The following is a 26440-nucleotide window of genomic DNA, read 5'->3' on the forward strand; positions in this document are numbered from 1 at the left end:
ATACAGCATCCGCCACAGTGTCTTCTCCCGCAGCGGCACGTCGCGGCGACCGCAGAGCCGGTCGATGTGGGAGCGTGAGACGGCTTTGGTGGTGTCGGGTCTTGACCAACAACCGAACGAGACCAAGGTCAAGTCTAAATGCGTGGTGTAGCGGGGGTGGTCACCGCATGATCCGGTTTCGGTTATGCGATGAGGGCTGCGGTGGTGGTTTCCTCCTGTTTGGTGGGGTCGGCGGTGCCGCGGGAGCGGGCGAGGACGTCGAGGCCGAGGTAGCGGCGGCCTTCGATCCATTCGTCGTGTTGTTCGGCGAGGACTGCGCCGACGAGGCGGATGATCGCTTGTCGGTCGGGGAAGATGCCGACGACGTCGGTGCGGCGGCGGATCTCTTTGTTCAGCCGTTCTTGGGGGTTGTTGGACCAGATTTGACGCCAGATCTGTTTGGGGAAGGCAGTGAACGCGAGCAGGTCGGCGCGGGCTGTGTCGAGGTGCGCGGCGACTTTCGGCAGCTTCTCCGACAGGGCGTCGAGCATCCGATCATATTGGGCAGCAACGGATTCAGAATCTGCTTGGTCGAACACCGAGTGCAGCAGCGTGCGCACCCATGGCCACGATGTTTTCGGGTGATCGACATCAGGTTGACGGTGTAATGGAGTCGTAAGGTAATAACTTGTTGTGTTGGGTTGCAGTGTATTTGGGTGTGCTATGGCGGTGGTGAGTGGAGTTCGTGGTCTGGCCGAGCGGTGGGCGGTGTTGTCGCCGCCCGAAGGTGACCGGCATGACCGACGGCGAACTGCAGAAACTGTGCGCCCGACTGGCACCGGCGCAAGCAGCGGTGGCCGAGCAACGCAAGTACCTGCAACGCGGCGGACCACGCCGCAAAGAACTCGGAGACCACGGCCGCCCATTGCTGACGCCCGCCGACAAGGTGCTGATCGCCGCGGCCTATCTGCGACGGGTCTGCCCCCAGAAGGTCATGGTCGAGCTGCTGGGAATCAATCCGAACACCATCGGCCAAGCGATCAGGGAAACCCGTGCCTTGATCGAGGAACGGCAGATCGCCATTTCCCAGACCTCGCACTACTCCACCGTCCAAGACCTACGTGGCTGGCTCGAAAACGACACTGCGACAGCAAAGATCGAAGCATCTCGGACGTTGTCTCACCCCGCGCTGACGGGCATGACCAGCGACGACTTCCAAGCCATGGTCGACCGGATCTCGGTCGGCCACCGCGCCGCGATCGAACGACGCCGCCACGATCAACGCGGCGGCGACCGCCGGCCCGGCACCCGGGGCGGCCTATTCCGCCAAAAGATCACCGACGCCGACCGGATTCTGGCCACCGTGCTGGATCAGCGGAGGCTATGCCACCAACAGACCCTGGCGGAACTGTTCGGAGTCAGCCGCGGCACCATCCGCAACGCCATCGACGACGTCCTGCCACTGCTCCACCAGGACGGCTCTGTCATCACCCCTTCCGAACGCCAATTCGCCACCGCCGCCGAAATCTTCGCCCTCGTTCGCCCGGACAACGACCATGAATCGCCAAGTTGAATCTTTACGACTCCAATGGGTTCTGCAGCGTTGCCAGGACGCGCCGGGCAGGGTCGCGCCGATCGCGGCGACCAACCCGGCGTGGGCATCGGAAGTGACCAGCTCGACACCGGACAGGCCGCGGGCGACGAGGTCGCGGAAGAACGCCAGCCAGCCGGCTCCGTCCTCGCCGCTGGTGACCTGGATGCCGAGTATTTCGCGGTAGCCGTCGGCGTTGACACCGGTCGCTATCAGGGCGTGGACGTTGACCACACGGCCGTTCTCGCGGACCTTCAACACCGGGGCGTCGGCAGCGACGAACGTGTAAGGGCCCTGGTCGAGTGGCCGGGTGCGGAACGCCTCGACCTGGGCGTCGAGCTCGCCGGCCATGATCGACACCTGCGATTTGGAAAGCTTTGTCACACCGAGTGATTCGACCAGCTTCTCCATTCGGCGTGTCGAGACGCCGAGCAGGTAGCAGGTCGCCACCATCGAGGTGAGTGCTCGTTCGGCGCGTTTGCGGCGCTCGAGCAGCCAATCCAGGAAATAGCTGCCTTGGCGCAGTTTCGGGATGGCGACATCGATCGTGCCGACTTGGGTGTCGAAATCCCTGTGCCGGTATCCGTTTCGGGAATTGACCCGATCATCGGAACGCTCGCCGTAACCGGCACTGCACAGCGTGTCGGCCTCGGCGCCCATCAGGGCTTGGATGAACGTCGACATCATGTCGCGCAGCAGGTCCGGGCTGGCGACCGCGAGTTGGTCGGACAGCATCTTGCTCGGGTCGATAGGCTGAATATTGGTCATCGCGTGGTCTTGTTCCTTCGAGTGACTTTGGTCGGTCTCTTGAAGGATCACGCGGTGACCACCTACTTCCTGGTTGCGACACACCTTGCGCTGCAAGGGCGTTCAGGTCGTACACCATCTTCCTGGACTCAACCACGACCACCAAGGGCGGTAGCCGTGCTGAGGTTCGTTGAAGTACTGCCCGTGGCTGTTCTGATGTGGTCCGATGATTTCAGGGCAAGCGCTGGTGCGGGCTGCAGCACACGGGAATGCGCAACCCGCTCCACCACCGTCACCGGGCCCGGCCGGATTACCCGCGCCGGGATTCGTATTGGCGGAAGTTCACTCCGGCGGTGCTGTCGAGCGTGAGGTTCGCCGGTGGCAAAAGCCTCGACCTGCTCTGCCGCTGAAGATGAGCCACCGCAGGTCAGAGGGCTGCCAGTGGCTCACCTCCGCTGTCACAGGACAGCTCTGTAAGGGTTGTCCCGTAAGCTGTTGAGCGGCAACGGTATCGTGTCGCGAGTGGTGATCTCGGCGGCTGATCCGGTGATGGTGGAGTTGTTCTCCGGGCTGCGGCCACGCACGTTCGCTCGTCTGATCACCCGGTTGCGGCGCGAAGGCGCCGACCGGCCGTTGCGGGGCCGGCCCTGGGGGTTGTGTTTCGAGGACCGAGTGTTGCTGGTGGCCACCTACTGGCGGACCAACCTCACGATGCGCCAGCTCGCTGCAGTGTTCGGAGTGTCGAAGTCGGCCGCGGCCCGTGTGATCGAGGACCTGGGACCTGCGTTGGAGCTACGGCCCCGGACCCGGTTTCCGCGTGGTGCGGTGCTGATCGTGGACGGCACCCTGGTCCCGACCCGTGATCACGAGGTGGCCGCGCCGAGTAAGAACTACCGGTACTCGACCAACCATCAGGTCGTGATCGACGCCGACACCGAACTCGTCGTCGCGCTCGGGCGTCCGTTGCCGGGTAACCGTAACGACTGCCGGGCCTGGGCGGAGTCCGGTACCGCTCATGCCTGCCGCAACGCGGTGGTGATCGCTGATGGTGGCTATCAGGGCACCGGTGTAATCATCCCGCATCGTCGCCCGCCTGGCGGGGAGTTGCCGGAATGGAAACAGGCCCACAACAAGTCTCACCGCAAGGTCCGTGCCCGCGTCGAGCACGCTTTCGCCCGGATGAAGACCTGGAAGATCTTGCGCGACTGTCGTCTACGCGGCGACGGTGTCGCTGTCGCGATTGCTGGTATCGCTACTCTGGCCAACCTCGCCCACGCCCACTGACGTCTTGGCCGGTGAACCGGCTGACGTCACTATCCCAGACTTACGGGACAACCCTTAGGTAGCGGTATCGGTATGTCACCGATGTGGGGTTGTTGTCACCGACGCAGGGTGGTTGTCGTACAGGAAAAGCAGGTCCGGGCGCCGACAGTGAAGCATCCGGATCGAGCGACTCCCAGCGATCCCGCATCGAGCAACGACCCGCACATATATATGCATGAGGTGCTTTATGAAAATCCTGAGCCAGCGTTGTGCCACGCTCGAATACGCGGTGACAACTGCGAGTTCGGCGGCAATAACGCTCGATTCGGTGAATATCGGTGTGTTGCAAGAGTTTTCCGATTGCCTCTTTCTGCTGGTGGGTGTCGAGCGCAGCGACCTCGGGGTGGCTCGGCAGGCGGCGAAGGTGATCAACCGGATCGCGAACAAGACCGGTGCGACTCGGATCGTGATCAACGGCCTTTCTCAGATGGCCGACCCGTATGAGCATTGCGATGGGCCTACTGCTCAGCGTGTGTTGGCGGTGCTGGCCGAACTGCTGTCCGCGCGTGGCTGGGATGCGCACCCGATGCCTTTCGGCTGGAACAAGGAATGGACAGTCCACGTGCTCGATGGCGAGTGGGAGCAACGCGTCACGCATCTCTCGGCCTCGAACAACCAGTCCGAGGCGGTGACCACGCCGACGGTTCGGCACCGACCGGGAGGGATCATGACCGGGCTAGGACCCCAGAACGACCATCCTGCTGGATCCGGGCCGTCTGGCCCGGTCCGGCCTTCGGTTCAGTCGCCGGACCGAGTTGTCCGGACCTGATCGCCTTGACGAGGTCAGAAGGCCTGTTAAGGATGGCGTCGCCTGGTACGGCTAACCAAGTCGACGAGTTCCTGAGCCGCCCGGTCTTCTCGCCCTTCTTGTTTCGTGCCTGGCCCTGGCGGTTCTCCGGCCCTCCGCGCAGGATTGCGCCTGGCCGCATGGTTGAGCTTCGCCACCAGCAAGCACATACGCGGGTTGACCATTGACCATTGACCATTGACCGCTGACCTGCGGGGTTGCGGGAAGGTTTCACCTCGTATTTCACCTACGCCGGTGAATATTTCGCCGCCGACCTCGGGTTTTGTCCGGGACGAGCTTCGTCCCTGCGGTTGCCAAGCCGCGTTTCGAAGTGGGTCGAGGGCGGGTTGTGGCCCATCCCCTGCAAGGCAGCGGCGGCGAGCACTGTTTGCCGCGGGGTGGATCGGTCGAGTCGACCGTTTCGCGCGCGCCACCGCTGGTCGTCGGGCGCGAGGCCGTGGACAGCGAAGATGGTTACCGTCGCGGGCATCGGTGTCCGGCGGCGGTATTCGGCGCGCAGCGAGGTTGAGTCCGGCCCACAGCAGTTCGGCCAGACGTCGTCGGCGATGATGCGGGATTGGTGCCGATCAGGGCGGCAACGCTGCGCGGCGGGGTCAGTGCCGGGTTCGGGTGGTTTCGCCGACAGATCCCGCCCACATAATGGTGACCTCAGGTATTCGAACTGTCGGAATGCCTTGGTGATTGGGGGTTTCGGCGGCTGATGTCGGCGGCGTAGGTGGCCCAGTCGCCTGCGGAGAGGCGTTGCCATCGGACGGCGGCTTCGATATTGATTCCGAGGGTGCGGGCGAGTATCGCGGCGGGGATCTCGGTGGCCAGCTGGAACAGGGCGGTGCTGCGTGCCTGGTTGGGGCGGATGCCGAGTTGGTTGAGTCTGAGCGTTAGTCGTTCGGTGCTGATCGGGCGGCCCGGCTGCCCTCCGGGGAACAGCCAGGGCGAGGGTGTTCGGGCGCCGATGGTGGCGTGTCCTTTGCGGTTGGTGACGACGGTGCGGGCGAGTTCGGCGACGGGTTCGGGCAGGTGGATGGGGGCGCGGCCGAGGTGGATGCTGACCGGGGTGGTCGTCGATGTGGATTTGGTCGACGGTGAGGTGGCTGAGGGTGGATGGTCCTTGGGCGTAGAGCAGTAGCAGTAGTCCGGCGAGGCGGTCGTCGGTTTTGAGGCTGGTGTCGTGCAGGAGCTGGCGTGCGGTGTCCCAGCGGTGCTGGTCGTCGAGTGGGCCGACGGGACCATGCCAGCGGTGTGCGGGCATGTATGCCGTGGTCAGCTTGTGTGCGTGCGCCCAGCGGATGAAGGTGCCGGTTTCGTAGCGGTAGGCGCCGGAGTCGTCGATGAGCCAACGCTCGAGCTCGCCCTGCCGGCAGGTGGCCAGGGTCAGATTGCGGGCTTCGAGCCAGTCCAGGAACGCGACGGCGGCGCGGGCGTGGTTTTGGACTCGGAAGAACTGCTGGCGGGAGGTGTGGCGGCCGTTGTTACGGCTGCGCAGACGCCGCAGCAGATGCCAGATCACGTAGCGGCGCAACAATTTCCGACGATCGCGGTCATCCTCCGCGGCGATGAACCCTGTGAGGAAGCGTTCGAGCCGGACCAGTTGTTCATCGCGTTCGGGCAGCGCGCCGACGGTCACGAGGGTCTGACGAAGGTGCGCGAGTGGTGCGGTGTCGGGCAGTTCGTCGAGTGCTTCGTGGGTGAGGGGCCTGCGTCCGGTTGCGAGGTCGGAAAGTATCGGTGCGATAGAGGTTTTGGTGACCCATCGCATCGCGGTGATGTGGTGTTCAGTGGTGGCGATGTCCTCGCGCAGGGTTCGCAGCCCGGCAGGGAGCCTGTCGGTGTCGGGTCCCATGATGTCGTCGAGACGTTTGTTGACCAGGCATCTGCGGCATTGGCCGGGGTTGGGGTAGTCGGGGTCGTTGCAGGTGACGCAGTCTGCGAGCCAGGCCGGGCGCTGGGTGCAGTCGCGGCAGAGCGGTTCGGTTGTGGTGCCCGAGACGATCGCGGTGGTCTGGTGGCAGGATGAGCATGTCGCGGTCCGGCGTTGGCATGGCGGACACCATGGCAGGCCCGTGACCCGTGAGATTCCGCAGGGCGTGGTCTCACCGCAGATCGAACACCGCCGCCGTTTCACACCCGGGCATGGTGAACACAGTGGCCGGTCGGTGGTCCGGCGGGAGACCGGGCGTAGCCGACCGCAGTTGATGCAGGTTTCGAGGTTGGCGGGGTCGCTGGTGAAGCAGTTGGCGCAGATCCCGCCGCCGTCACGGTCGCGGGTGACCGGTTCGCGGCGGGTTCCGCAGCGCGCGCAGGCCTCATAGCGGGAGTGCGCGATGCAGGTGCGGCAGACCCGTTGTCCGTCAAGGGGTTTGTCGATGCGAACCACGCGGTGACAGCCCGGGCAGGACGGGAGGACGATGCCGGCGACTCCTGCGGCGTGCAGGGCCTCGATGAACCGGGGGATCACACGCAGCGGTGCGCGGTGCCCATCTCCGGTCAGCAGCGCGGGGTCGGTTTCCACCGCCCAGGCCAGCTGTCGCCGATATGACGGTCTCCGGCAGCATCGAGCGAGGGCATCGGCGATTACCTCACGATCGACTTCCGGGTTCCAGACTGCGATGACGGCGCAGATCACCTCGACCGGATCGCGGTCGTCGACCTCGGGGCATTGGGCGCATCGCGGTCGCCCTGCTAGGTCCCGAGTCACGGTCTGTTTGAGTTTTCCGCAGATTGCGCAGGGTGCGGTGGTGTGTCCGCAGACGGCGCAGAGCCAGTCCTGACCGTGGCGTTGCATTGTGCGCAGCAGTTTGCCGCACTCGGCGCAGACCGGCGGTGAGACCGCCGAGGCCCCAGCGTTTCGCAGCGCCAGTAGCAGGTCACCGATCACGCGTGGTGCCGGTGATCGCCCGTCGAGTAGGACCTCGGGGCGTTCGGCCAACGCCGCTGCCAGGCGCCGCGACTTCGCGCGGCCGCCCGCGATGTCCTGCACGACTGCCCGAATCGTCTCCCGCGTCAGTGCGGGCTCGATCGCGGTGACTATGTCCACGATCAGTCCGATCGGGTCGGACACGGCGCGGTCGATGGCCCTGTCCGCTGTCGTCACCGTTCGACACCGTGAATGCGGGCGCGTTTGGGCCGCAGCTCGCCGACACCGGTCTCGGCGCCGACGGCCTTCCTGGTCCGCGTCTTCCCGGTCGCGGCTGAGGTGATCGGTTCGATGAGGTCGTCCATCGTGCAGTCGAGGATGTCGAGCAGTGCCATCAGGATCTTCAAGCTCAGTCGTTCCGGGCGGTCTACGACGAGGCGATAGACCTGGCTCGAGGACAACGTGATTCCCCGTTTGTCCAGCGGCTCGATCAGATCGGTGGTCTGGAAGTAGCCGCGATCGGCCATCACCTTGCGCAAATGCCACTGGTAGTCCAATTTCGCAGTCACCGGTCGTCCTTTTCCTCGGAGGAGGTAGTATCGAGCGCGGGTGAAAGCGCCTTGCGGAGAACGGTATTCATGAAGTCGTCGCTGACATGGGTGTAAATGGCGGTGGAACTGTCACATTCGTGACCGACCTGGACCTGGATGAATCTCCGATCAACCCCATCCTCGGTAAGGTGGGAAATATACGAATGACGAAATGAATGCGGCGACAACACTTTCGGAAATCGCAACGCATCCCGATAGGCTTCGAAGCGGGCGTTGATCTCCGCCGGTTTGATCCGCCCACCGCGTTCGGTAACCCACAACGCCGGATGGTCCGCGCAGCCGAACCGTGGACGGATATTGTCCAGGTAGTCGGCCACGGCCTCGACCGCCCAGTCCATCACCGAGGCGACGTTGCGGCGCCGGGGCGGCCCGCCTCGTTTGGCCTTGCCGTACCGCACATTCAGCGTCCCGAACCTGCCAAACTGCGGAGCAGCCGGGTTGCGGCCCCAGTCCAGAACGTCCAATCGCGCCGATTCGGTCCTCCGAAGGCCCCATCCGTAAATCACTTCGAAAAGCGTCGCGTCCCGATAGGCAGCCAACGCGCCCTTTCGTTTCGACCGCACCGCCCGATCGACCTGGTCGTCGGCGTAGTCGAAGAACCGCTGTAACTCTGCACGACTGAACGCCCGCGCCTCAGGATTTCCCTCATAACCGTTGAGGTGTGCGATCGAATTCCATTCGTGCACAATCGGAACCGGATGAACGCCCGGCCCGAACTCGCGTTCACACGCTGTCGCCCAACCGTATCGGGCATTGTCGGTCACGAACTCGGTGAACAACCGCAACCCGCACTGATAACTGCGAATCGTGGACGGAGCCAGCCGCCGCTCACCGGTCAGCGACAGCGACCACTCGTCCACATGCGCCGGAGTCCAGCACCACGGATATTCATTGGTGAACTCGATAAACCGCCGCACCAGCCGATCCCGCGCGACGATCGTGTCCTCACGCAACCCCCGTGAGACCTGCTGCGCCTGCCACCCCCGCAACATCGCCTCGACCATCGCGTCCTCCGGACGCAACTGCACCACACCGGACACCAACTCCAGATGCGCCGCGCCCGCCAAATCGACCTGCCGCAACCCGCCTCCCGCGCCATCGAACGACGGGCGAATCATGCACCCAACGGGATCGCAAGTTCAAATCAGCAGGCCACCAACACTTCTCAAGCCGCCAAAACGACAGGACAGACACAGGCCTCTACCACACCATCAGGCATTTCTCGCCCGTCAGATGCAATTCCCAAGGGTTGATGGATGTAGGTGAGAGTGGACTCGGTGTTGCGGTGACCGGCAAACGAGGCGATCGCGTGCAACTCTCAACCCATCCTCGCCGGATCGGTCAGGTACCTCGGACCCGGTCAGAGGCGCGCACCGCAGGCAGCCCGCCGTCGCGATATTCCGCCGACACCCGCGATACGGTGGCGCGCAGGAGCCGCAGGCAAGCGAGACCGGTCCACGCCGCAGTCCGCTATGTCGCACGTCCGCTGCATCGCCGTGGTGTTGTGTGCGCCGCGCTGCCGTGCCGCTGCCGGAGCGCGGTGCCTCTGTGTCGTTCAGTCGCCGGAACGCGGAATCCGCGCCGCGCGGACCGGTGGCGCGCATGGGATGCTGGCGCGGTGACACTGTTCGAGGTGTGGGCACCACGGCCGGAACTGGTGCGGTTGGACCTGGACGGAGTCGTCCACTCGATGACCCGGTCGCCGGACGGCTGGTGGCGCACCGACCTACCCGCCGCGATCGGAGCCCGGTACGGGTTTCTGCTCGACGACGATCCCACCGTGCTGCCCGATCCGCGCTCGGCGCGCCAGCCCGACGGGGTGCACGCCCGTTCGGCGCTGCACGCCCTCGACCCGGCCGGTTGGACCGACGCGGAGTGGACCGGGCGGCCACTGGCCGGTGCGGTCTACTACGAGCTACACATCGGTGCGTTCACGGTGGAAGGCACCTTCGACGCCGCGATCGAGCGGCTCGACCATCTGGTCCGGCTCGGCGTCACGGTGGTCGAAGTGATGCCGGTGAACGCCTTCGACGGCACGCACAACTGGGGCTACGACGGCGTGCTCTGGTACGCGGTACAGGAAAGCTACGGCGGGCCCGACGGGCTGCAGCGGTTCGTGAACGCCTGCCATGCCCGCGGACTGGCCGTCTGCCTCGACGTCGTCTACAACCATCTCGGCCCGTCCGGCAACTACCTGCCGCGTTTCGCGCCCTACCTCACCGACGGTCGCAACACCTGGGGGCAGAGCGTCAACCTGGACGGACCCCGGTCCGACGAAGTGCGCAGGTACATCATCGACAACGCGCTGCGCTGGCTGCGCGAGTTCCGCATCGACGCGCTGCGTCTGGACGCCGCACATGCCCTGGTCGACCGCACCGCCACCCACCTGCTCGCCGAGCTCGCCGTCGAAACCGAACGCCTGGCCGCCCATGTGCGCAGGCCGCTGACGCTGATCGCGGAGAGCGACCTCAACGATCCGAAACTGATCACCCCGCGCGCGGCGGGCGGCTTCGGGCTGACCGGGCAGTGGAACGACGACCTGCACCATGCCGTGCACACCGCGGTCTCCGGCGAACGGCAGGGCTACTATGCCGATTTCGGTTCGCTGCGCTGTCTGGCCCAGACGCTCACCCACGGCTTCTTCCATGCCGGAACATTTTCCAGCTTCCGCGGGCGCACACACGGCCGCCCGGTCGACCCGCGCCTGATCCCGGGCAGCGCGTTGCTGGCCTATACCTGCGACCACGACCAGATCGGCAACCGCGCGATCGGCGACCGGCCGAGTGCCTACCTGACCGAGGGTCAGCTCGCGATCAAGGCCGCGCTCGTGCTGTGTGCGCCGTTCACACCGATGCTGTTCATGGGGGAGGAGTGGGGCGCTGGCACACCGTTCCTGTTCTTCACCTCACACACCGATCCGATGGCCGCCGCCGCCACCGCCACCGGGCGCAAGGAGGAGTTCGCCGAACACGGCTGGGACACCGGCGAGATCCCCGATCCCCAGGACCCGCGGACGTTCCTGCGGTCCAAGCTGGACTGGGACGAACCGGATGAACCACGTCATGCGCGGTTGCTGTCCTGCTATCGCGCATTGCTGACGCTGCGCCGGGAGCGGGCGGAGTTGAGCGACCCGTGGCTGACACACATCTCGGTCGACTACGACGAGGCGGCGCGCTGGATCGTCGTGCACCGCGGCACTCTGGCTCTGCTGTGCAATCTCACCGAGGACCAGGTCGCCGTGCCCATCGCCGGCATACCGGTGCTGTCCTGGGAGCCTCCGACGGTAGGTCCTTCCGTGACAACCCTTCCCGGTCACTCGTTCGCACTGCTGGAGACGGCGCTGCCCGGACCACAGTGAGCTCGGTGGAAGGCGTAGACGCGGCGTCTTTTTCGGCGGCCACCCCGATAACGGGCCCGCAACTGTCCGAGACAGAATTATTGCCGTGTGTGATCTACGCCATTACCGTGGATAGATGAGCAACGAAGCTTCCGGGGACCTAGCGGTTCTGCCCCCGGGGATGGGTGGCAGCGCCGCCGCCGAATTCGCACCATTTGTTCGAGCTTTCGCTCGAACATTCGGTAACCGCCGGGGGGCGGGCGCCGCCTTCGCGGTGCACCTGCACGGAGAGCCGCTGGTGGACATCTGGATCGGCTCCGGAGGCGACGCCCCGTGGACCAAGGACACCGGCACGATCATCTTCTCCGCCACCAAGGGCATTTCCGCCACGGTCGTGCACCGCCTCGCCGATCGCGGGCTGCTCGACTACTCCGCCCCGGTCGCCGAGTACTGGCCGGAGTTCGGCGCCAACGGCAAGGACGCGATCACTGTCCGCCAGCTGATGACGCATCGAGCGGGATTGTCCGCGCTGGCCCCGATCGCGACCTGCCTGGCCGACGTGCTCGACCACCAGCTCATGGAGGAGCGCCTGGCCGCCGCGAAACCCGATCGCCTGCTCGGTGTTCCCACCTACCACGCGCTCACCTTCGGCTGGCTGGTGGCCGGGTTGGCCCGCGCGATCACCGGGATGAGCATGGCGGATCTGTTCCGCACCGAGGTTGCCGAGCCGCTCGGCATCGACGGCATTCATCTCGGCAGGCCACCGGCGGACGCGTCGATCAGCTACGCGCCGCTGGCGGGTTCTCAGCTGAGCATGCTCGGAAAGCCGCTCGGCGCCGCGGTTCTCGGTCGCAGTCATCGGATTCCGGGTGCGCTGGGCGCCGCGACCCGCTGCCTGTTCCTGCCCGGTCTGGAAGCTATTCTGGAAGGCGCGGATCCGCCGATCCTGCACACCGAACTCGGCGCTGGCAACGGTGTGTGCACCGCGCCCGCGCTGGCAACGATGTATGGCGCGCTCGCCAACGGCGGTCTCGTTGCCGAGCGCCGGTACCTCGGCAGCCACACTGTCAGGGCGCTGCGCCGCATCGAGAGCTATCAGCTCGACCGCGCGCTGTTCTACGTCCCGATGCTGTGGCGCCTCGGGTACCACTCGATGCCGATGCCGGGTGCCCGAGCGGGTTTCGGGCACATCGGCCTCGGGGGCTCGTTCGGCTGGGCCGAACCGCGCCTGGGCCTGTCGGTCGGCTTCGTGCACAACCGGCTCTCGGCAAGCCAGCTGAGCTACGACCAGTCCGCGGCCTTCTGGCTGCTGCCGCTCATGCTGAACTGCCTGCGTGCGACGCACCGCGTGGCGGTGCAGGAGATGCCGAAGGCGGCGTGAGCCAGCGCCGGCGAGGCGCAAGCTCGCGTGGATAGTCCGCGCGGTCGTCGTGGTGGTTCGCTCAGGTCAGATAGCGGTAGGCGGGCGAGCCGGGGTCCAGCCGCTCGCATTGGATCGGCGACTCCCGCATCCGTTCCAGCAGTGGCCCGAGCCCTTCCGGCGCGCCGAGCTCGATGCCGACCAGCGCCGCGCCGGTCTCGCGGTTGTTGCGCTTGACATACTCGAACAGCGTGATGTCGTCGTCGGGGCCGAGTACCTCGTCGAGGAAGCGGCGCAGCGCGCCCGGCTCCTGCGGGAAGTCGACCAGGAAGTAATGCTTGAGGCCGCGGTGCACCAGCGAGCGCTCGATGATCTCGCCGTAGCGGGACACGTCGTTGTTGCCGCCGGACACCAGGCATACCACCGTCGAGCCCGGCTCCACCGGGATCTCGGCGAGCGCCGTCACCGCGAGCGCTCCCGCCGGTTCGGCGATGATGCCCTCGTTCTGGTACAGGTCGAGCATGGTCGTGCATATCGCGCCCTCGTTGACCTGCATCATCCTGAAAGAACCAGCGCCACTGGGGGATTCGGTGGTGGTCAGTAAAGGCAGCGAGGCGTGCGAAACCACCTGCCCGCCGAAGCCGGACACCGCGGCGAATGGCACAGCGCCGATCCGGCGCACCGCCGCGCCGTCCACGAACGGGTCGATCTCCGGCAGTGTCACCGGGCCGCCCGCCACCAGCGCGGCGGTCATCGAGGCCGCGCCCGCGGGCTCCACGCCGAGGAGGGCCGTGCGTGGGGATCGCTCGCGCAGGTAGGTGCCTACGCCGGCCAGGCAGCCGCCGCCGCCTACGGGGATGACCACCAGGTCGGGGGAGGTGCCGAGCTGCTCCAGGATCTCCGGGGCGATGGTGCCCTGGCCGGCCGCGGTGCGCGTGTCGTCGAACGGGGCCACCATGGTCGCACCGGTGCGGACGACGTCGGCGGCGGCTGCCGCCGCGGCGGCGTCGTAGGTATCGCCGACGGCGATCAGCTCCACGAACTCGCCGCCGTGCACCCGGATGCGATCGCGCTTCTGCTTCGGTGTCGTGGCCGGCACATAGATGCGGCCGGCGATCCCCATCGCCTGGCACGCGAACGCCACGCCCTGCGCATGGTTGCCCGCGCTGGCCGCGACCACGCCCGCCGCGCGCTCGACCTCGGACAGCTGCATCACCAGGTTGTAGGCGCCGCGCAGCTTGTAGGAGCGGACTGCGGTGAGGTCCTCACGCTTGAGGTAGACCTTCGCCCCGGTCAGCGTGGACAGCCGTTCGCTGTACTGCAACGGGGTCGGGTCGATGATGTCGGCAATTCGCTTGGCGGCAGCATCGATCTCGTCCGCGCTGAGTGCGGGACGAGAATCGGACAGTGCGTCGAGGTCACCAAGCGGATTGGACACCCGAAATATGCTGCCACCCGCCGTGTCGGCGTGCTGCGGCGGGTGGCAGTGACACGCTGGTTACCTGGGTGTCAGGACGAAAACAGGGATCTTCCGGTCGGTCTTGGTCTGGTAGTTCGCGTAATCCGGCCACACCTCGACCGCCCGCTGCCACCACAGCGCCTTCTCGTCGCCGAAGACCTCGCGCGCGGTGTAGTCCCTGTGCACCGTGCCGTCCCGCAGTTCGACGTGCGGTTCCGCCTTGATGTTGTGGTACCAGACCGGGTGCTTGGGCGCACCGCCCAGCGAGGCGACCACGGCGTACTCCCCGTTGTGCTCCACCCGCATCAGCGGGGTCTTGCGGAGTTTGCCGGTCTTCGCGCCCTTGGTGGTCAGCAGGATGATGGGTTTGCCCTGCAGTGTCGCGCCCTCGGTGCCGCCGGAGTTCTCGTACTTCTCGGCTTGCTCGCGGGCCCAGTCGGATGTACTCGGTTCGTATTGACCTGTGAGTGGCATGTCTGCGGAAACGCGCGAGTGGTCGGCTGTGTTCCCGGCGATAGAAGTTCGCTGGCCCGAACTTCTGATTCCGACTACCCTGAGTACATGGCGGTTGTGCACCCTTCGGCTCCCTCGGCGACGATCGAGATCGCCGGTACTGCATGGCCCGTATACAAGCTCGAAGCGCTCGCCGCCGGCCTGGTGGTCGGCCTGATCCTGGCGCTCGTCACCGGCTCGCCGCAGATCGCGGTGCTGGCCGCGGCCGCGATCGGCGCCACACGCTGGATCGTCGGTCTGCTGGCCACCCGTCGGCAAGCTCCCCGGGCCGCTCGGGTTTTCGGTACCCGCTAGATCTCCGCCCCTTGGGCGCTCGTCGCGCAGATCCGCCATCGTGGTTGGCGGCAACCTCTACCCGGCCGCATCGCTGCGACGGCGCCCGCATCACGTCCTCGCGAACTACCACCCCGTGAACCTGCGACGGTGGCGTGAGCCAGCTCGGCGGCATGTTCCCGAAGGACCTTTTCGAGAAGGTCGATGTGGTGACCGCCGCGACCGTGCCCAAGCTCTAGCGAATCAGTAACGCGAGCGGCAGCCGCGTGAACAGTTTCTCCAGCCGGGCCTTTCCCTGGAACGTGTGACCGGTCAGCCGGTCGGTCCAGGTACCCGTGGGCAGGTCGAGAAACGTATCGCCCCAACCGCTTTCGGCCAGGCCCACACTGTGTCGGGTGGCCGCAACGATCACCTCCGGGGCTTCGCCCACGCGGCCACGGGCATAGGACACCACCCGGTCCGCCTGCTCGCCGGAGCCGAACAGCGGCAGGTAGGTGCCGCCGACGAAGCAATCGGGACGCTCCCGGCGCAACCACAGCGCGTAGGCGACGATCCACATTTTCGCCGCGCCGGTGGTATCCAGTGCCGGTGTGCCGGTGAGTGATTGGAGCATGCCCGCGCGTGCGGCGAAGTCCACCGGACGGCGGTTGTCCGGGTCGACGAGGGAGTCCTCCCACAGTTCGCAGCCCTGGTAGACGTCCGGAATGCCGGGGCCGCACAGCTGCAACAGCTTCTGCGACAAGGCATCCGACCACGCATGCGGGGCCAGTTCGTGCACCAGGTCGCCGAGTTCGGAGCCGACCGGGCCGTCGATCACCGCGTCCAGCCACCCGTGCACGGCGGTCTCGAACTCGGCGTCCGGCTCCTCCCAGGAGGTCTTGGTGTTCGCCTCGCGGATCGCTTTCTCGGCGAATACGTGCAGGCGCTCGCGCAGGCCGGGCACCGATGCGGCGGGCCGGCCGTCCGCGGGCCACACGCCGAACATGTTCTGCAACAGGAACAGCGCGGTGGCGCCGTCCGGGGCCGGTGTGGTCTCCAACCAGGAGTCGACGCTACGCGCCCAGGTCTCCGCGGCCTGGGAGAGCACGCCGATCCTGGCGCGCACGTCCTCGCCGCGCTTGGTGTCGTGCGTCGACAGCGTCGTCATGGTCGCGGGCCAGCGCTGTGCGCGTTCACTGTTGGACAGGTGATATTCGTTGAGTGAGTGGCCGAACCTGGCCGGGTTGCCGCCGACCTCTTGGAGCGAGACCAGCCGCGCGGCCTGGTAGAACATGGTGTCCTCGACCGCCTTGGCGGTGACCGCACCGCAGACCTGGCTGAATCGCACTGCGGCGGCGCCGGCGCCGGACAGCGCCGCGACCAGCACCGCGAGCGGCGCGGTGAGTTCGCTGTTGCGCTTTTCCACCTCGGCGATCACCGCGCCGATCATGCCGGCCAGCGGCGCGTAGTCGGCCCGGTACACCGGCATGAACGCCAGCACCTCGATGGTGGCGTTGGTCAGTGCCATGGTGTCGAAGCACTCGACGTTCGCGTCCTGCTTGATCGCGGCCACCAGTCGCCGGATCTCCGGCGCCAGAACACTTTCGGCGACCGCCCGCTTGATCCGGTGCTCCGTCTCGCCGATCCACGCGCGATCGCTGCCGTGCCCGGCGACACGGCGTGACAGCTCGGTGAGCGCCTGTTCGCCCTCTGGATCGATCAGCACACCGCTGACGTCGGTCAGCGCCTCGTAGCCGGTGGTGCCGTCGACCGGGAGCGTCGCGTCCAGTGGCTCGCGGTTGGCCAGGATCTTCTCCACCAGCAGCAGCCGGTGCGGGCCGATGAGGCGGCGCAGCCGGGTGAGATACCCGGCGGGATCGGACAGTCCGTCCGGGTGGTCGACCCGCACGCCGTCGATCAGATCGTGCTCGCACCAAGCGGCGAGTTCGCGGTGGGTGATCTCGAAGACCTCGGGGTCCTCTTGGCGGATCGCGGCCAGGCTGCTGACCGCGAAGAACCTGCGGTAAGTGCACAGCCCGGCCTTCCAGCTCACCAGGCGGTAATGCTGCTTGTCGTGGATGCGAAGGGCGTTGTCGCCGTCGGTGTCCGGCGCGATCGGGAAACGCAGCTCGTGCAGGGCCAGCATGGGTTCTGCGCCCGAGCGGTCGACGGTCAACGCGGCTGGGTCGTTCTCGCTCTGTAACACCGGTAGCGCCAGCCTGCCGCCCGCACCGTTGCCCTGGCTCCAGTCGATGTCGAAGTACCGCGCGAACCTGGACTCTCGGCCGTACCGCAGTACATCCCACCACCAGGGGTTCTGTTGCGGGTCCGCGACGCCGACGTGGTTGGGCACCAGGTCGACGATCAGCCCCATGCCGCGGCTGCGCACCTCGTCGGCGAGAGCCTTGAGCCCGGTCGGTCCGCCGAGGGCCGCCGACACCGTGGTCGGATCGGTGACGTCGTAGCCGTGTGTGGAACCGCGCGCCGCGGTCAGCAGCGGCGACAGATAGAGGTGCGAGATGCCCAGTTGCTGCAGGTATTCCGCGATAGCGCGAGCGTCGGCGAAGGTCAGCGCGTCGGGACGCAGCTGCAGCCGGTAGGTGCTGCGGATCGTCGTCTGGCGCGTCGGCCTGCGACGCTGCGAGACGGGGTTGGTCACGTGCATCTCGGTGGCGGTGGGTGTGGTCATCGGCATTTCGGTCATGCGGCGTGGCGGAGGACGAGGAGACAGCGAGATTCGATGGTGACAGTGGCGCCCGCCGGATAGGTGGCTTCGGCCAGACCGGTGGGCGTCGAGCAATCCAGCGCGACCGACCACTCAGCGCCGTAATCGGTTCCTGGCAAGGCGAAGTCGATTGCCGCGTCGTGGGCGTTGAAGCAGAGCAGGAACGACTCGTCGGTGATTCGCTCGCCGCGCGGCCCTGGCTCGGGAATGCCCGCACCATTCAGGTAGACCGCCAGCGACTTGCCGAATCCGCTGTCCCAGTCGGCCGCAGTCATCTCCTTGCCGGACGGGGTGAGCCACGCGATGTCGCGGGCAGGGTCCTTCGAGCGGATCGGCCCGCCCGCGAGGAAGCGGCGGCGCCGGAAGACCGGGTGCTCGGTGCGCAGCGCGATCACGCGGCGGGTGAATGCGAGCAGGTCCGCGTTCGTCTCGCGCAGTGACCAGTCCATCCACGCCAGCGGCGAGTCCTGGCAATAGACGTTGTTGTTGCCGTACTGGGTGCGGCCCATCTCGTCTCCGTGCGCGAGCATCGGCACACCCTGGCTGAGCACCAGCGTCGCCATCAGGTTGCGGCTCTGCCGTGCGCGCAGGGTACAGATCTCCTCGTCGTCGGTGGGACCTTCGACGCCACAGTTCCACGACCGGTTCCAGCTTTCACCGTCGCGGTTGTCCTCGCCGTTGTCCTCGTTGTGTTTCTCGTTGTAGGACACTAGGTCCCGCAGGGTGAATCCGTCGTGCGCGGTGACGAAGTTGATGCTGGCGCTCGGCCTGCGCCCGGTGGCCTCGTACAGGTCCGATGAGCCGGTGAGTCGAGAGGCGAACTCGCCCAACGTCGCCGGTTCACCGCGCCAGTAGTCGCGCACGGTGTCGCGGTATTTGCCGTTCCACTCCGTCCACAGCCCGGGAAAGTTCCCGACCTGGTACCCGCCCTCGCCGACGTCCCACGGCTCGGCGATCAGCTTCACCTGGCTCACCACCGGATCCTGTTGCACCAGATCGAAGAACGTGGACAGCCGATCCACGTCGTGCAGTTCGCGTGCCAGCGTCGCGGCCAGGTCGAAGCGGAACCCGTCGACGTGCATGTCCAGAATCCAGTAGCGCAGTGAGTCCATGATCAGCTGCAGAGTGTGTGGGTGGCGCACGTTGAGGCTGTTGCCGGTGCCTGTGTAATCCATGTAGCGCGACGGGTCCTCGTCGTCCAGGCGGTAGTAGGCGGCGTTGTCGATACCGCGGAACCCGAGCGTCGGCCCCCGGTGGTCGCCCTCGGCGGTGTGGTTGTAGACCACGTCGAGGATCACCTCGATGCCCTCCACGTGCAGCGCCCGCACCATCGCCTTGAACTCGGTCACCGCCGAACCGGCGCGGTCCATCGCGGCGTACTCGTTGTGCGGCGCCAGATACCCGAAGCTGTTGTAGCCCCAGTAGTTTCGTAGACCCTGATCGAGCAGGACCCGGTCGTGCAGGAACTGGTGCACCGGCATCAGCTCGATCGCGGTGACGCCCAGCGCTTTCAGATGGTCGACGACCGCCGGGTGCGCGATGCCCGAGTAGGTGCCGCGCAGTTCCTCGGGCACCTCGGGATGGGTCATCGTCATGCCCTTGACGTGCGCCTCGTAGATCACCGTCTCGTGGTAGGGCCGGTTCGGTGATCGGTCGGTGCCCCAGTCGAAGTATGGGTTGATCACCACGCCCGCCATAGTGTGCCCGAGCGAGTCGAGCCCATGGGTGTAGAGCGAGGGATGATCATCGAAGTTGCCGTCGAACGCCTTGCCGTAGGGATCGAGCAGCAATTTGCTCGGGTCGCAGCGCAATCCACGCTCGGGGTCGTACGGCCCGTGCACTCGGAAGCCATAACGCTGACCGGGGCCGACCGCGGGCAGATAGGCGTGCCAGACGTAGCCGTCGACCTCGTCGAGCTCGACCCGACTTTCGGTGCCGTCCCTGGCGATCAAGCAGAGCTCGACTGCGTCGGCAACCTCCGAGAACACCGAGAAGTTGGTACCCGCGCCGTCGTAGGTCGCACCCAGGGGATAGGCGGTGCCCGGCCAGACACCCAGTGGTGTCGCGTCGCTGGGCGCTGCGTCGGACTGAGCCATGGCAACGACACTAGCGGCAGCGGCGTCGTGCTTTCGGGGGTGGTTGTGACCAGGTGAGTCAGCGGAGGTCGGAGCCGCTTTCCAGCCAGCGGCGCCGGTAGCCGCAGCGCTGCGCGACACGCGCGAGGCTGCCGAGTGCCCCGCGTTGCAGCCAGGCTGGGATGCCCGCGAGGTAGCCGTCCTGGTAATCCCACAGCAACGCGAGGGCGAGCGGATCGCGCGGCACCCCGGCTCGAGTGGTCTTGCCCGCGCGGTCGAGGTTGTGCCAGAGCCGGAACATCTCCCAGTGCCGCAGCGGAGGGCGGATCTCGTGGTCGACCACGGTGTCGGGGGCCTCGCTCCAGAACTCGTGGACGGTGCGCGCCGGCGCCGTGACGGTGTCGCCGGGGTTCGCGATGATCTCGGCGCCGTCGACTCGGTATCGGACCCGTCCCTGCCGGACCGTCCATCGCTCGCTGAGCACCGGATGCCAATGGGGGCCCGCCTGCCGCTCGGACTGTGGCAGGACGTGCTCGAGCCGGAGGTAAGGACCGCGCTCGTCGGTGCCGTGCGCGACGAGGGTGACGCGGTGCCCGTTGCGGAAGGTGAGTGTCCGGTCGTCTCGCATGTCTCAATATATAAAGGTAACCTTTGCATTATGTCAACGGATGATCCGTCGCTTCTGAAACTCCTCAGCCAGGCCACTGCGGCTTATGAACGTGCGCTGAATCGTGAGCTGCGCGCCCGTCTCGATGATCAGCTGCGTCCCGCGCACTACGCGGTGTTCCGGCACCTGAACCCCGCGGGGGCGCGGATTACCGCACTCGCGGAGGCGGCTGGGATGACCCAGCAGTCGATGGGGGAGTTGGTGACCCATCTGGAGCGGTGCGGGCTGGTCACGCGCGAGGTCGATCCGGCCGACCGGAGGGCGCGGGTGGTGATGGTCACGGAGGCGGGCCGTACGGCGCTGGGCGTGGCGTCCGAGCGGATTCGCGGCATCGAGCGGACGCTGGCGCAGGCGCTGGGGGAGTGCTGTCTCGCGGAGCTGCGGACGGCGCTGGCGCAGCTGGACCGGGCCCTCACGCAGTCGGCGGGTGTCGGGTGACCGGCACGTCCGAGTCCGGCCGCCGGGCGCACGGGCAACCGAACACCGCCCCTTGCTCGGATGTCCGTTCGTGCTCGCCCAGCTCGAGTGGTAACTTGAACGCCGTTCAAGCCGCTCCGGGCCGACCGGGGCCGACGCTCGACCGCGAGGATTGCTGTGGGATTGACCCCTGATGAGATCACCGCCATCGACGCCAAGCATGTCTGGCATCCCTACGGCGGTTTCCCTGCGACGACCGAGCCGCTGGTGGTGGCGAGCGCCGCGGGTACCAGGCTGACGCTGGCGGACGGGCGCGAACTGGTCGACGGCATGAGTTCCTGGTGGGCCGCCATCCACGGCTACCGGCACCCCGTGCTCGACGCCGCGCTCGTGGCCCAGTCGCAGCGGATGAGTCACGTGATGTTCGGCGGGCTCACCCATGAGCCCGCGGCGCGCCTGGCCGAGTTGTTGGTCGAGTCGACGCCCGCCGCCCTGGACAAGGTATTCCTATGCGACTCGGGCTCGGTATCGGTCGAGGTCGCGGTGAAAATGTGCCTGCAGTACTGGCGCTCCTCGGGCCGGCCGGAGAAGCGGCGGCTGCTCACCTGGCGCGGCGGCTACCACGGCGACACCTTCACCCCGATGAGCGTGTGCGACCCGGACGGCGGCATGCATTCGCTGTGGACAGACATCCTGGCGAACCAGTTCTTCGCGCCGGTGCCGCCGCGAGAGTACCGGCCCGAGTACGTCGTGGAGCTGGAGCGGCTGATCGCGTCGCACGCCGACGAGCTCGCGGCGGTCATCGTGGAGCCCGTGGTGCAGGGCGCGGGCGGGATGCGCTGGCACCACCCCGGCTATCTCACTGATTTGCGCAGGCTGTGCGACGAATACGGCGTGCTGCTGGTCTTCGACGAGATCGCCACCGGATTCGGCCGCACCGGAACGCTTTTCGCGGCCGACCGGGTCGGGGTGAGCCCGGATGTGATGTGCGTAGGCAAGGCGCTCACCGGCGGTTACCTGACCCTGGCCGCCGCGTTGTGCACCGCGCGGATCGCCGAAACGATCAGCGTGGGGCATGGTGGGCTGATGCACGGGCCGACCTTCATGGGCAACCCGCTGGCCTGCGCGCTCGCGGTCGCCTCGATCGAACTGCTCCGGTCGCGCGACTGGCGCGGGGAGGTCGGTCGGATCGAGGCCGAGCTGGAGGCGGGCCTCGCTCCGGTGCGAGGCCTGCCCAGGGTTGTCGAGGCGCGCGTGCTCGGTGCGATCGGCGTGATCGAGCTGGACCGTCCGGTCGACATGCGCGCCGCGACCGACGCCGCCGTCGCGGCCGGTGTCTGGCTACGTCCGTTCCGGAACTTGGTGTACACGATGCCGCCGTTCGTCAGCACGTCCGACGACATCGCGACGATCACCGCCGGGATGCGCGCCGCTGTCGCGACGCCGTCGGATTAGTGGCCCGCAGTCGCTACGCGATCCAGGGCGGCACGACCATGCTGTCGCTGTCCGGCATGCCCGCCCGCGCACCCGCCGGTGCGGCAACGATGGCCGCGAAGCCCTCCTCGGTGCGCACCTGCCGCAGCACGTTCGCCGGCAGGATCACCGTATCGCCCTCGGCGGCAGTGATTTCCGAGCCGTCGAGGGCAATGTCGATCCGGCCCGAGACGACCGTCCAGACCTGTTCGGCGTCGATGAAGTGCCGGGGGCCGGTGGTGCCTGCGGGTACGTCGACTCGCCAGAGCGCAAGCGAGGCGCCCCCCTGTGTGGGGGAGGCGAGTGTGGTCATGACCCCGCCGGGAGTCTCGGTGCGGCGTGTGTCGGCATGGGGAATGACAGCCATCGGGGTACCACCTCTAAGATAGACAATGAAGTTGTCCATATAGTCAACGAGGTTGTCCACTATGTCAAGTGACGCCGGCGGCTACGAGCTGCCGCTGCGGATGCTGCTCGGCTTCCGTGCGGTGATCGACGAGGTGCATGCCGACTTGGTCCAGCATGGCCATCCCGAGTTGCGGCCCATACACGGCTTCCTCTTTCAAGCCGTCGGGCGTGCGGGCGGGCCCAACGGATGCACGGCCGCCGACCTCGGGCGCGCGCTCGGAATCTCGAAACAGGCCGCGGGCAAGCACATCGAGGTGCTGGACCGGCTGGGCTATGTGCGTCAGGGCAGCGATCCCGCCGATGCCAGGCGGAAGGTCTACACACTGACCGATCGCGCCCTCGACGCGCTGACCCGGTCGGCGCGCGTCTTCGACCGGATCCATGACCGCTGGGCCGACCTGCTCGGCGCGGACCGGCTCGCCGCCATGGAGCGGGATCTCCGCACGCTGACCCCCGGCGAGGTATTCCGGCTCGATACGCCGAACTGGTTCAACGGTCAGTGACTCGGCCCGTGGCTATCGGCCCTGAACGGTGTTCAAGTATGCTGCGGAGCTGTGACTACCGATCCGTTGAGCTGGTTGGACGACCGTGCCGCCGCGCGGGTGAGCGCGGGACTGCGTCGTGAGCTACGCCCCCGTGCCCCGCAGACGCCGTCGATCGACCTCGCTTCCAACGACTACCTCGGGCTGGTGCGCCACCCGGAGGTGATCGACGGCGCGATCGGGGCGGTCCGGCGCTGGGGCGCGGGGTCCACCGGGTCCCGCCTGGTCACCGGCACCACCGCCGAGCACGAGCTGCTCGAGGCCGAACTGGCCGATTTCGTCGGCGCCGAAGCGGGACTCGTGTTCGCCTCCGGGTACGCGGCCAATCTGGGCGCGGTCACCGCGCTGACTGGGCGTGGCTCGCTCGTCGTCTCCGACGCGGGCAGTCATGCGTCGCTCGTCGACGCGTGCAGGCTCTCGCGGGCCCGGGTGGAGGTCGCGCCGCACTGCGACGTCACGGCGGTGGACCGGCTGCTGTCGGAGCGCACAGAGGAGCGCGCGCTCGTGCTCACCGACTCGGTGTTCAGCGCCGACGGCGATCTCGCGCCGCTGGCTGAGCTGCACCGGGTGACCAGGGCCAACGGCGCGGTGCTCCTCGTGGACGAGGCGCACGGTCTCGGCGTGCGCGGCACCGGCGGGCGTGGGCTCGTGCAGGAAGTCGGTCTGGCCGGTGCACCCGATCTGGTGATCACCGCGACGCTGTCGAAATCCCTTGCCGCGCAAGGCGGGGCGGTGCTGGCCAGCGCACGGGTGCGCGCCCACCTGATCGACACCGCGCGCACGTTCATCTTCGACACCGGCCTCGCGCCCGCCGCGGTCGGTGCGGCGCGCGCCGCGCTGCGCCTGCTGGGCAACGAACCCGAACTCGCCGGGCGGGTACTCGAGCGCGCCGCCGACATCGCCCGGATCGCCGGTGTGCCCGCCCCGGATTCGGCCGTGGTGTCGGTCGTGCTCGGCGCCGCCCAGGTAGCCTTCGACGCCGCCCAGGCATGCCGGGCGCGGGGGCTCGACGTGGGCTGTTTCCGTCCTCCGTCGGTCCCAGAGGGTACGTCTCGGTTGCGGCTGACGGCGCGTGCCGATCTCACCGCGGTCGAACTCGATACCATCGCCATGGTGCTCGGCGAAGTCTTGGCCGCCGCACGTGATCTGGATTCGGTGCCCGCATGATTGCGCGTAGCGATCGACTCCCCGCTGTTCGTGGGACGAGCCGGGTTGTCGCTTTGTCGCGCAGTGCGATTCGCCGGACGGGAGTGTTGTTCGCATGAGCGTCCTGCTGATCACCGGAACGTCCACTGACGTCGGCAAGACCGTCGTCACCGCCGCGATCGCCGCCGCCGCGCTGGCGGACGGTCGTTCGGTCGCGGTGTGCAAACCGGGCCAAACCGGCGTCGCCCCTGGCGAACCCGGCGATCTCACCGAGATCGAGCGTCTCAGCGGTGTAGTGCGGACGGTCGAGCTCGCCCGGTACCCCGACCCACTGGCGCCTGACACCGCCGCCCGAAGGGCCGGTTTGCCGGAACTGACCCTCGCCGAGACCGTCGCTGCCATCGACTCCCTAGCCGACGCCGACCTCGTCCTGGTCGAGGGTGCGGGCGGATTGCTGGTCCGCCTCGGCGATTTCACTCTCGTCGACCTCGCGCAGAAACTCGGCGCACCGGTCCTGGTGGTCACCGCGGCCGGGCTCGGCACGCTCAACCACACCGAATTGACCACTCGTGCTCTGCATTCGGCGGGCGTGCGCTGCGTGGGCCTGGTGATCGGTGCCTGGCCGACCGAGCCCGACCTTGCGGCCGAGTGCAACCGGACCGACCTGCCCCGGGTGACCGGCATCGATCTGGTCGGCGCGGTGCCCGCGGGCGCGGGCCGCTGGGACCGCGAACGGTTCCTGACCGCCGCGGCCAGCTGGTTCGAGCCCGCCTGGTCGCCCTTGGTCTAGCGGCAAGACGGCCGGTCCGTCGTATCATTCGGGCCTCGACATCTTCGTATCGGCGGCTCGATCGGCCTCGCCATAATCCTGCTTATTGCCGACTACGGAATTTCTCGGTTGGTCGCGGCTGTAGTGCCATGCTGGGCGGCGGGCTCGCTTTCACCACTTGGCGGTGATCAGTCGATCCGCCGGCCGAATATTGCCGACTTTTCCCTATCCGTTCCGGGGGCAGGAACCCCGATCGATGATCCATCTCGGCCGTCGACATCGAGAATGCGTTCGGCTTGCCGCAGGACAAGGCATCGCCGGGAACAGATGCTATGGATGCTGAGGGCGCGCTGGGCCTCCCCGCGGGTGAGTTCGCCGGGATCGGCGAAGCAGTCGCCTATATTGGAGATGATCGATCGCATTGCGGTCAACCAGCTCTTGCGGTGACGGCAGCATCATCGGCGAACCTGCCACGACCGAGGGTGAGTGCCGCCAAGCCGATATTGCCTAGGGCGGTGATCAGCGGACCGGCAGCCGACGCGAATTGAAATCCGCTTGCCATGAGTACGCCGAGCAGTCCCAGGCCTCCGGCGCAGGCATTCGCGGCGAACATTTGCCAAGTCTCTTCATGGGGTTTCGACCATGCGTGCCTGAGTGTCGGTATCGTGGCAACGATGTTGGCGCACAAGGCAAAGAGTGCGCCTAATGCCTTTTCCGACGCCCCGACGGTCACCATCACACACGCGATCGATGAAATCAGGCAAGCCCAATCAATATGATCTCCCGGTCGCAGACTTACCCGATGTTTTATGCCGACGCCGATGACCGCCACATTCATGGCCGCCGAAGCGGCATTGATACCCGCAGCAAGATAGGCGCCCTCGAGATATGCCACGATCGCGAAAACGGTATTGGCGGTGCACCAGGCCGCCCATGATGCGATTCGCGGCCGCGTGCCACCTTCCAGTATTCCCGCCAGATACGCAATGACTCCATACAATGAGATACCAATACTGAGACACGCCAAAGAAGAGCTGACGCTCCAAAACTCACTCACCCGAAACATTCCTCACATATTTTTGCGCCGATATGCGCAAGACGCCCCTTCGCGGATCTCGTCACTTCGGCAAGACTCAACGATACAAATTTTTCAAACGAACACACGGAAGGAGACAAGCCGGGGCGACGACGGTGACCGGACAATGCCTTTGGTGATCACTTCGGGATGAATTGCTCGTGTGGGATCCGAAAATATCGTCACATGGAGGTTCCGGCGCCACAAATCCAGGGAGCACGCCGTAACCTGTTCTTAACAAGACTCCAGGTTTGCGGCGTCGCGTTCCGGTCGGGGCCAAGCCTCTCGGGCTCGGTAAGGGGGTTCACG

The 26440-nt window shown here is 66.8% G+C and carries 21 protein-coding genes and 2 pseudogenes; 11 read left to right on the forward strand and 12 right to left on the reverse strand.

Going from position 1 to position 26440, the window contains the following annotated elements; all coding sequences use genetic code 11:
• Positions 1–182: 182 nt before the first annotated feature.
• A pseudogene (locus OH799_RS34795) lies at positions 183–655 on the reverse strand (transposase); the annotation flags it as partial.
• Between the two features lie 120 nt (positions 656–775).
• Between OH799_RS34795 and OH799_RS34800 the strand changes: the two are divergent.
• Positions 776–1552 carry a hypothetical protein gene (locus OH799_RS34800; protein ID WP_406273349.1) on the forward strand — a complete coding sequence of 259 codons (777 nt, stop codon included), beginning with the start codon at positions 776–778 and terminating at the stop codon, positions 1550–1552.
• Positions 1553–1561: 9 nt separating this feature from the next.
• On the opposite strand, the pseudogene OH799_RS34805 reads toward OH799_RS34800, so the two are convergent.
• A pseudogene (locus OH799_RS34805) lies at positions 1562–2338 on the reverse strand (IS256 family transposase); the annotation flags it as partial.
• A 528-nt stretch (positions 2339–2866) separates the two neighbouring features.
• Here OH799_RS34805 and OH799_RS34810 point away from each other — a divergent pair.
• Positions 2867–3601, forward strand: a complete 735-nt coding sequence (locus OH799_RS34810; RefSeq protein ID WP_406282807.1) for a transposase — start codon at positions 2867–2869, stop codon at positions 3599–3601.
• Positions 3602–3827: 226 nt separating this feature from the next.
• Positions 3828–4409, forward strand: a complete 582-nt coding sequence (locus OH799_RS34815; RefSeq protein ID WP_406273352.1) for a threonyl-tRNA synthetase editing domain-containing protein — start codon at positions 3828–3830, stop codon at positions 4407–4409.
• A 265-nt stretch (positions 4410–4674) separates the two neighbouring features.
• On the opposite strand, the gene OH799_RS34820 is transcribed toward OH799_RS34815, so the two are convergent.
• The 3 genes from OH799_RS34820 to OH799_RS34830 are packed head-to-tail and all read right to left on the reverse strand — an operon-like array spanning position 4675 to position 8917.
• Entirely contained in the window at positions 4675–7539 is a 2865-nt protein-coding gene (locus tag OH799_RS34820) for a hypothetical protein (RefSeq protein ID WP_406273355.1), read from the reverse strand.
• Positions 7536–7829: a helix-turn-helix domain-containing protein gene (locus OH799_RS34825; protein ID WP_406282874.1), complete on the reverse strand. Its 294-nt coding sequence runs from the start codon at positions 7827–7829 to the stop codon at positions 7536–7538. Before OH799_RS34825 ends, OH799_RS34820 begins: the two co-directional genes overlap by 4 nt.
• A 38-nt stretch (positions 7830–7867) precedes the next feature.
• Positions 7868–8917, reverse strand: coding sequence for a tyrosine-type recombinase/integrase (locus OH799_RS34830; RefSeq protein ID WP_406282877.1), 1050 nt, complete (start codon positions 8915–8917; stop codon positions 7868–7870).
• A 614-nt stretch (positions 8918–9531) separates the two neighbouring features.
• Here OH799_RS34830 and treZ point away from each other — a divergent pair.
• Both treZ and OH799_RS34840 read left to right on the forward strand, forming a co-directional pair.
• Positions 9532–11271 (forward strand): malto-oligosyltrehalose trehalohydrolase, encoded by a 1740-nt coding sequence (gene treZ / locus OH799_RS34835; RefSeq protein ID WP_406273358.1) that lies wholly within the window; start codon positions 9532–9534, stop codon positions 11269–11271.
• Between the two features lie 115 nt (positions 11272–11386).
• Positions 11387–12631, forward strand: a complete 1245-nt coding sequence (locus OH799_RS34840; protein ID WP_406273361.1) for a serine hydrolase domain-containing protein — start codon at positions 11387–11389, stop codon at positions 12629–12631.
• A 61-nt stretch (positions 12632–12692) separates the two neighbouring features.
• Here OH799_RS34840 and ilvA read toward each other — a convergent pair whose 3' ends face one another.
• On the reverse strand, positions 12693–14048 hold the full coding sequence (ilvA, locus tag OH799_RS34845) for a threonine ammonia-lyase IlvA (RefSeq protein WP_406273364.1): 1356 nt from the start codon (positions 14046–14048) through the stop codon (positions 12693–12695).
• A gap of 60 nt (positions 14049–14108) precedes the next feature.
• On the reverse strand, positions 14109–14543 hold the full coding sequence (locus tag OH799_RS34850; RefSeq protein WP_406273367.1) for a nitroreductase family deazaflavin-dependent oxidoreductase: 435 nt from the start codon (positions 14541–14543) through the stop codon (positions 14109–14111).
• A gap of 87 nt (positions 14544–14630) precedes the next feature.
• On the opposite strand from OH799_RS34850, the gene OH799_RS34855 reads away from it, so the two are divergent.
• Positions 14631–14876 (forward strand): hypothetical protein, encoded by a 246-nt coding sequence (locus tag OH799_RS34855; protein ID WP_406273369.1) that lies wholly within the window; start codon positions 14631–14633, stop codon positions 14874–14876.
• Between the two features lie 214 nt (positions 14877–15090).
• Here the strand turns inward: OH799_RS34855 and treY are convergent, their stop codons facing one another.
• From treY to OH799_RS34870, 3 genes are read right to left on the reverse strand one after another with little or no spacing between them, the layout of a single operon-like run.
• Positions 15091–17499 (reverse strand): malto-oligosyltrehalose synthase, encoded by a 2409-nt coding sequence (treY, locus tag OH799_RS34860; RefSeq protein WP_406282880.1) that lies wholly within the window; start codon positions 17497–17499, stop codon positions 15091–15093.
• A 35-nt stretch (positions 17500–17534) separates the two neighbouring features.
• Positions 17535–19655, reverse strand: a complete 2121-nt coding sequence (gene glgX, locus OH799_RS34865; RefSeq protein WP_406273372.1) for a glycogen debranching protein GlgX — start codon at positions 19653–19655, stop codon at positions 17535–17537.
• Positions 19656–19713: 58 nt separating this feature from the next.
• Positions 19714–20262 carry a cupin domain-containing protein gene (locus OH799_RS34870; RefSeq protein WP_406273375.1) on the reverse strand — a complete coding sequence of 183 codons (549 nt, stop codon included), beginning with the start codon at positions 20260–20262 and terminating at the stop codon, positions 19714–19716.
• A gap of 30 nt (positions 20263–20292) precedes the next feature.
• Between OH799_RS34870 and OH799_RS34875 the strand changes: the two genes are divergently transcribed.
• A complete protein-coding gene (locus OH799_RS34875) occupies positions 20293–20739 on the forward strand; it encodes a MarR family winged helix-turn-helix transcriptional regulator (protein ID WP_406273378.1) in 447 nt (148 codons plus the stop codon).
• A gap of 156 nt (positions 20740–20895) precedes the next feature.
• Positions 20896–22173: an adenosylmethionine--8-amino-7-oxononanoate transaminase gene (locus tag OH799_RS34880; RefSeq protein WP_406273381.1), complete on the forward strand. Its 1278-nt coding sequence runs from the start codon at positions 20896–20898 to the stop codon at positions 22171–22173.
• Positions 22174–22186: 13 nt separating this feature from the next.
• Here the strand turns inward: OH799_RS34880 and OH799_RS34885 are convergent, their stop codons facing one another.
• Positions 22187–22558, reverse strand: coding sequence for a cupin domain-containing protein (locus tag OH799_RS34885; protein ID WP_406273384.1), 372 nt, complete (start codon positions 22556–22558; stop codon positions 22187–22189).
• Between the two features lie 61 nt (positions 22559–22619).
• Between OH799_RS34885 and OH799_RS34890 the strand changes: the two genes are divergently transcribed.
• The 3 genes from OH799_RS34890 (at position 22620) to bioD (ending at position 25077) form a co-directional block, all read left to right on the forward strand.
• Complete coding sequence (locus OH799_RS34890) at positions 22620–23102, forward strand: MarR family winged helix-turn-helix transcriptional regulator (RefSeq protein WP_406273387.1); 483 nt, start codon at positions 22620–22622, stop codon at positions 23100–23102.
• A 51-nt stretch (positions 23103–23153) separates the two neighbouring features.
• Positions 23154–24308 (forward strand): 8-amino-7-oxononanoate synthase, encoded by a 1155-nt coding sequence (locus OH799_RS34895; protein ID WP_406273390.1) that lies wholly within the window; start codon positions 23154–23156, stop codon positions 24306–24308.
• Between the two features lie 94 nt (positions 24309–24402).
• Complete coding sequence (gene bioD / locus OH799_RS34900) at positions 24403–25077, forward strand: dethiobiotin synthase (protein ID WP_406273392.1); 675 nt, start codon at positions 24403–24405, stop codon at positions 25075–25077.
• A gap of 406 nt (positions 25078–25483) precedes the next feature.
• On the opposite strand, the gene OH799_RS34905 is transcribed toward bioD, so the two are convergent.
• Positions 25484–26113, reverse strand: a complete 630-nt coding sequence (locus tag OH799_RS34905) for a hypothetical protein (protein WP_406273395.1) — start codon at positions 26111–26113, stop codon at positions 25484–25486.
• Positions 26114–26440: the final 327 nt, after the last annotated feature.

The sequence above is a fragment of the Nocardia sp. NBC_00881 genome (assembly GCF_045207455.1).
Taxonomy (GTDB): domain Bacteria; phylum Actinomycetota; class Actinomycetes; order Mycobacteriales; family Mycobacteriaceae; genus Nocardia.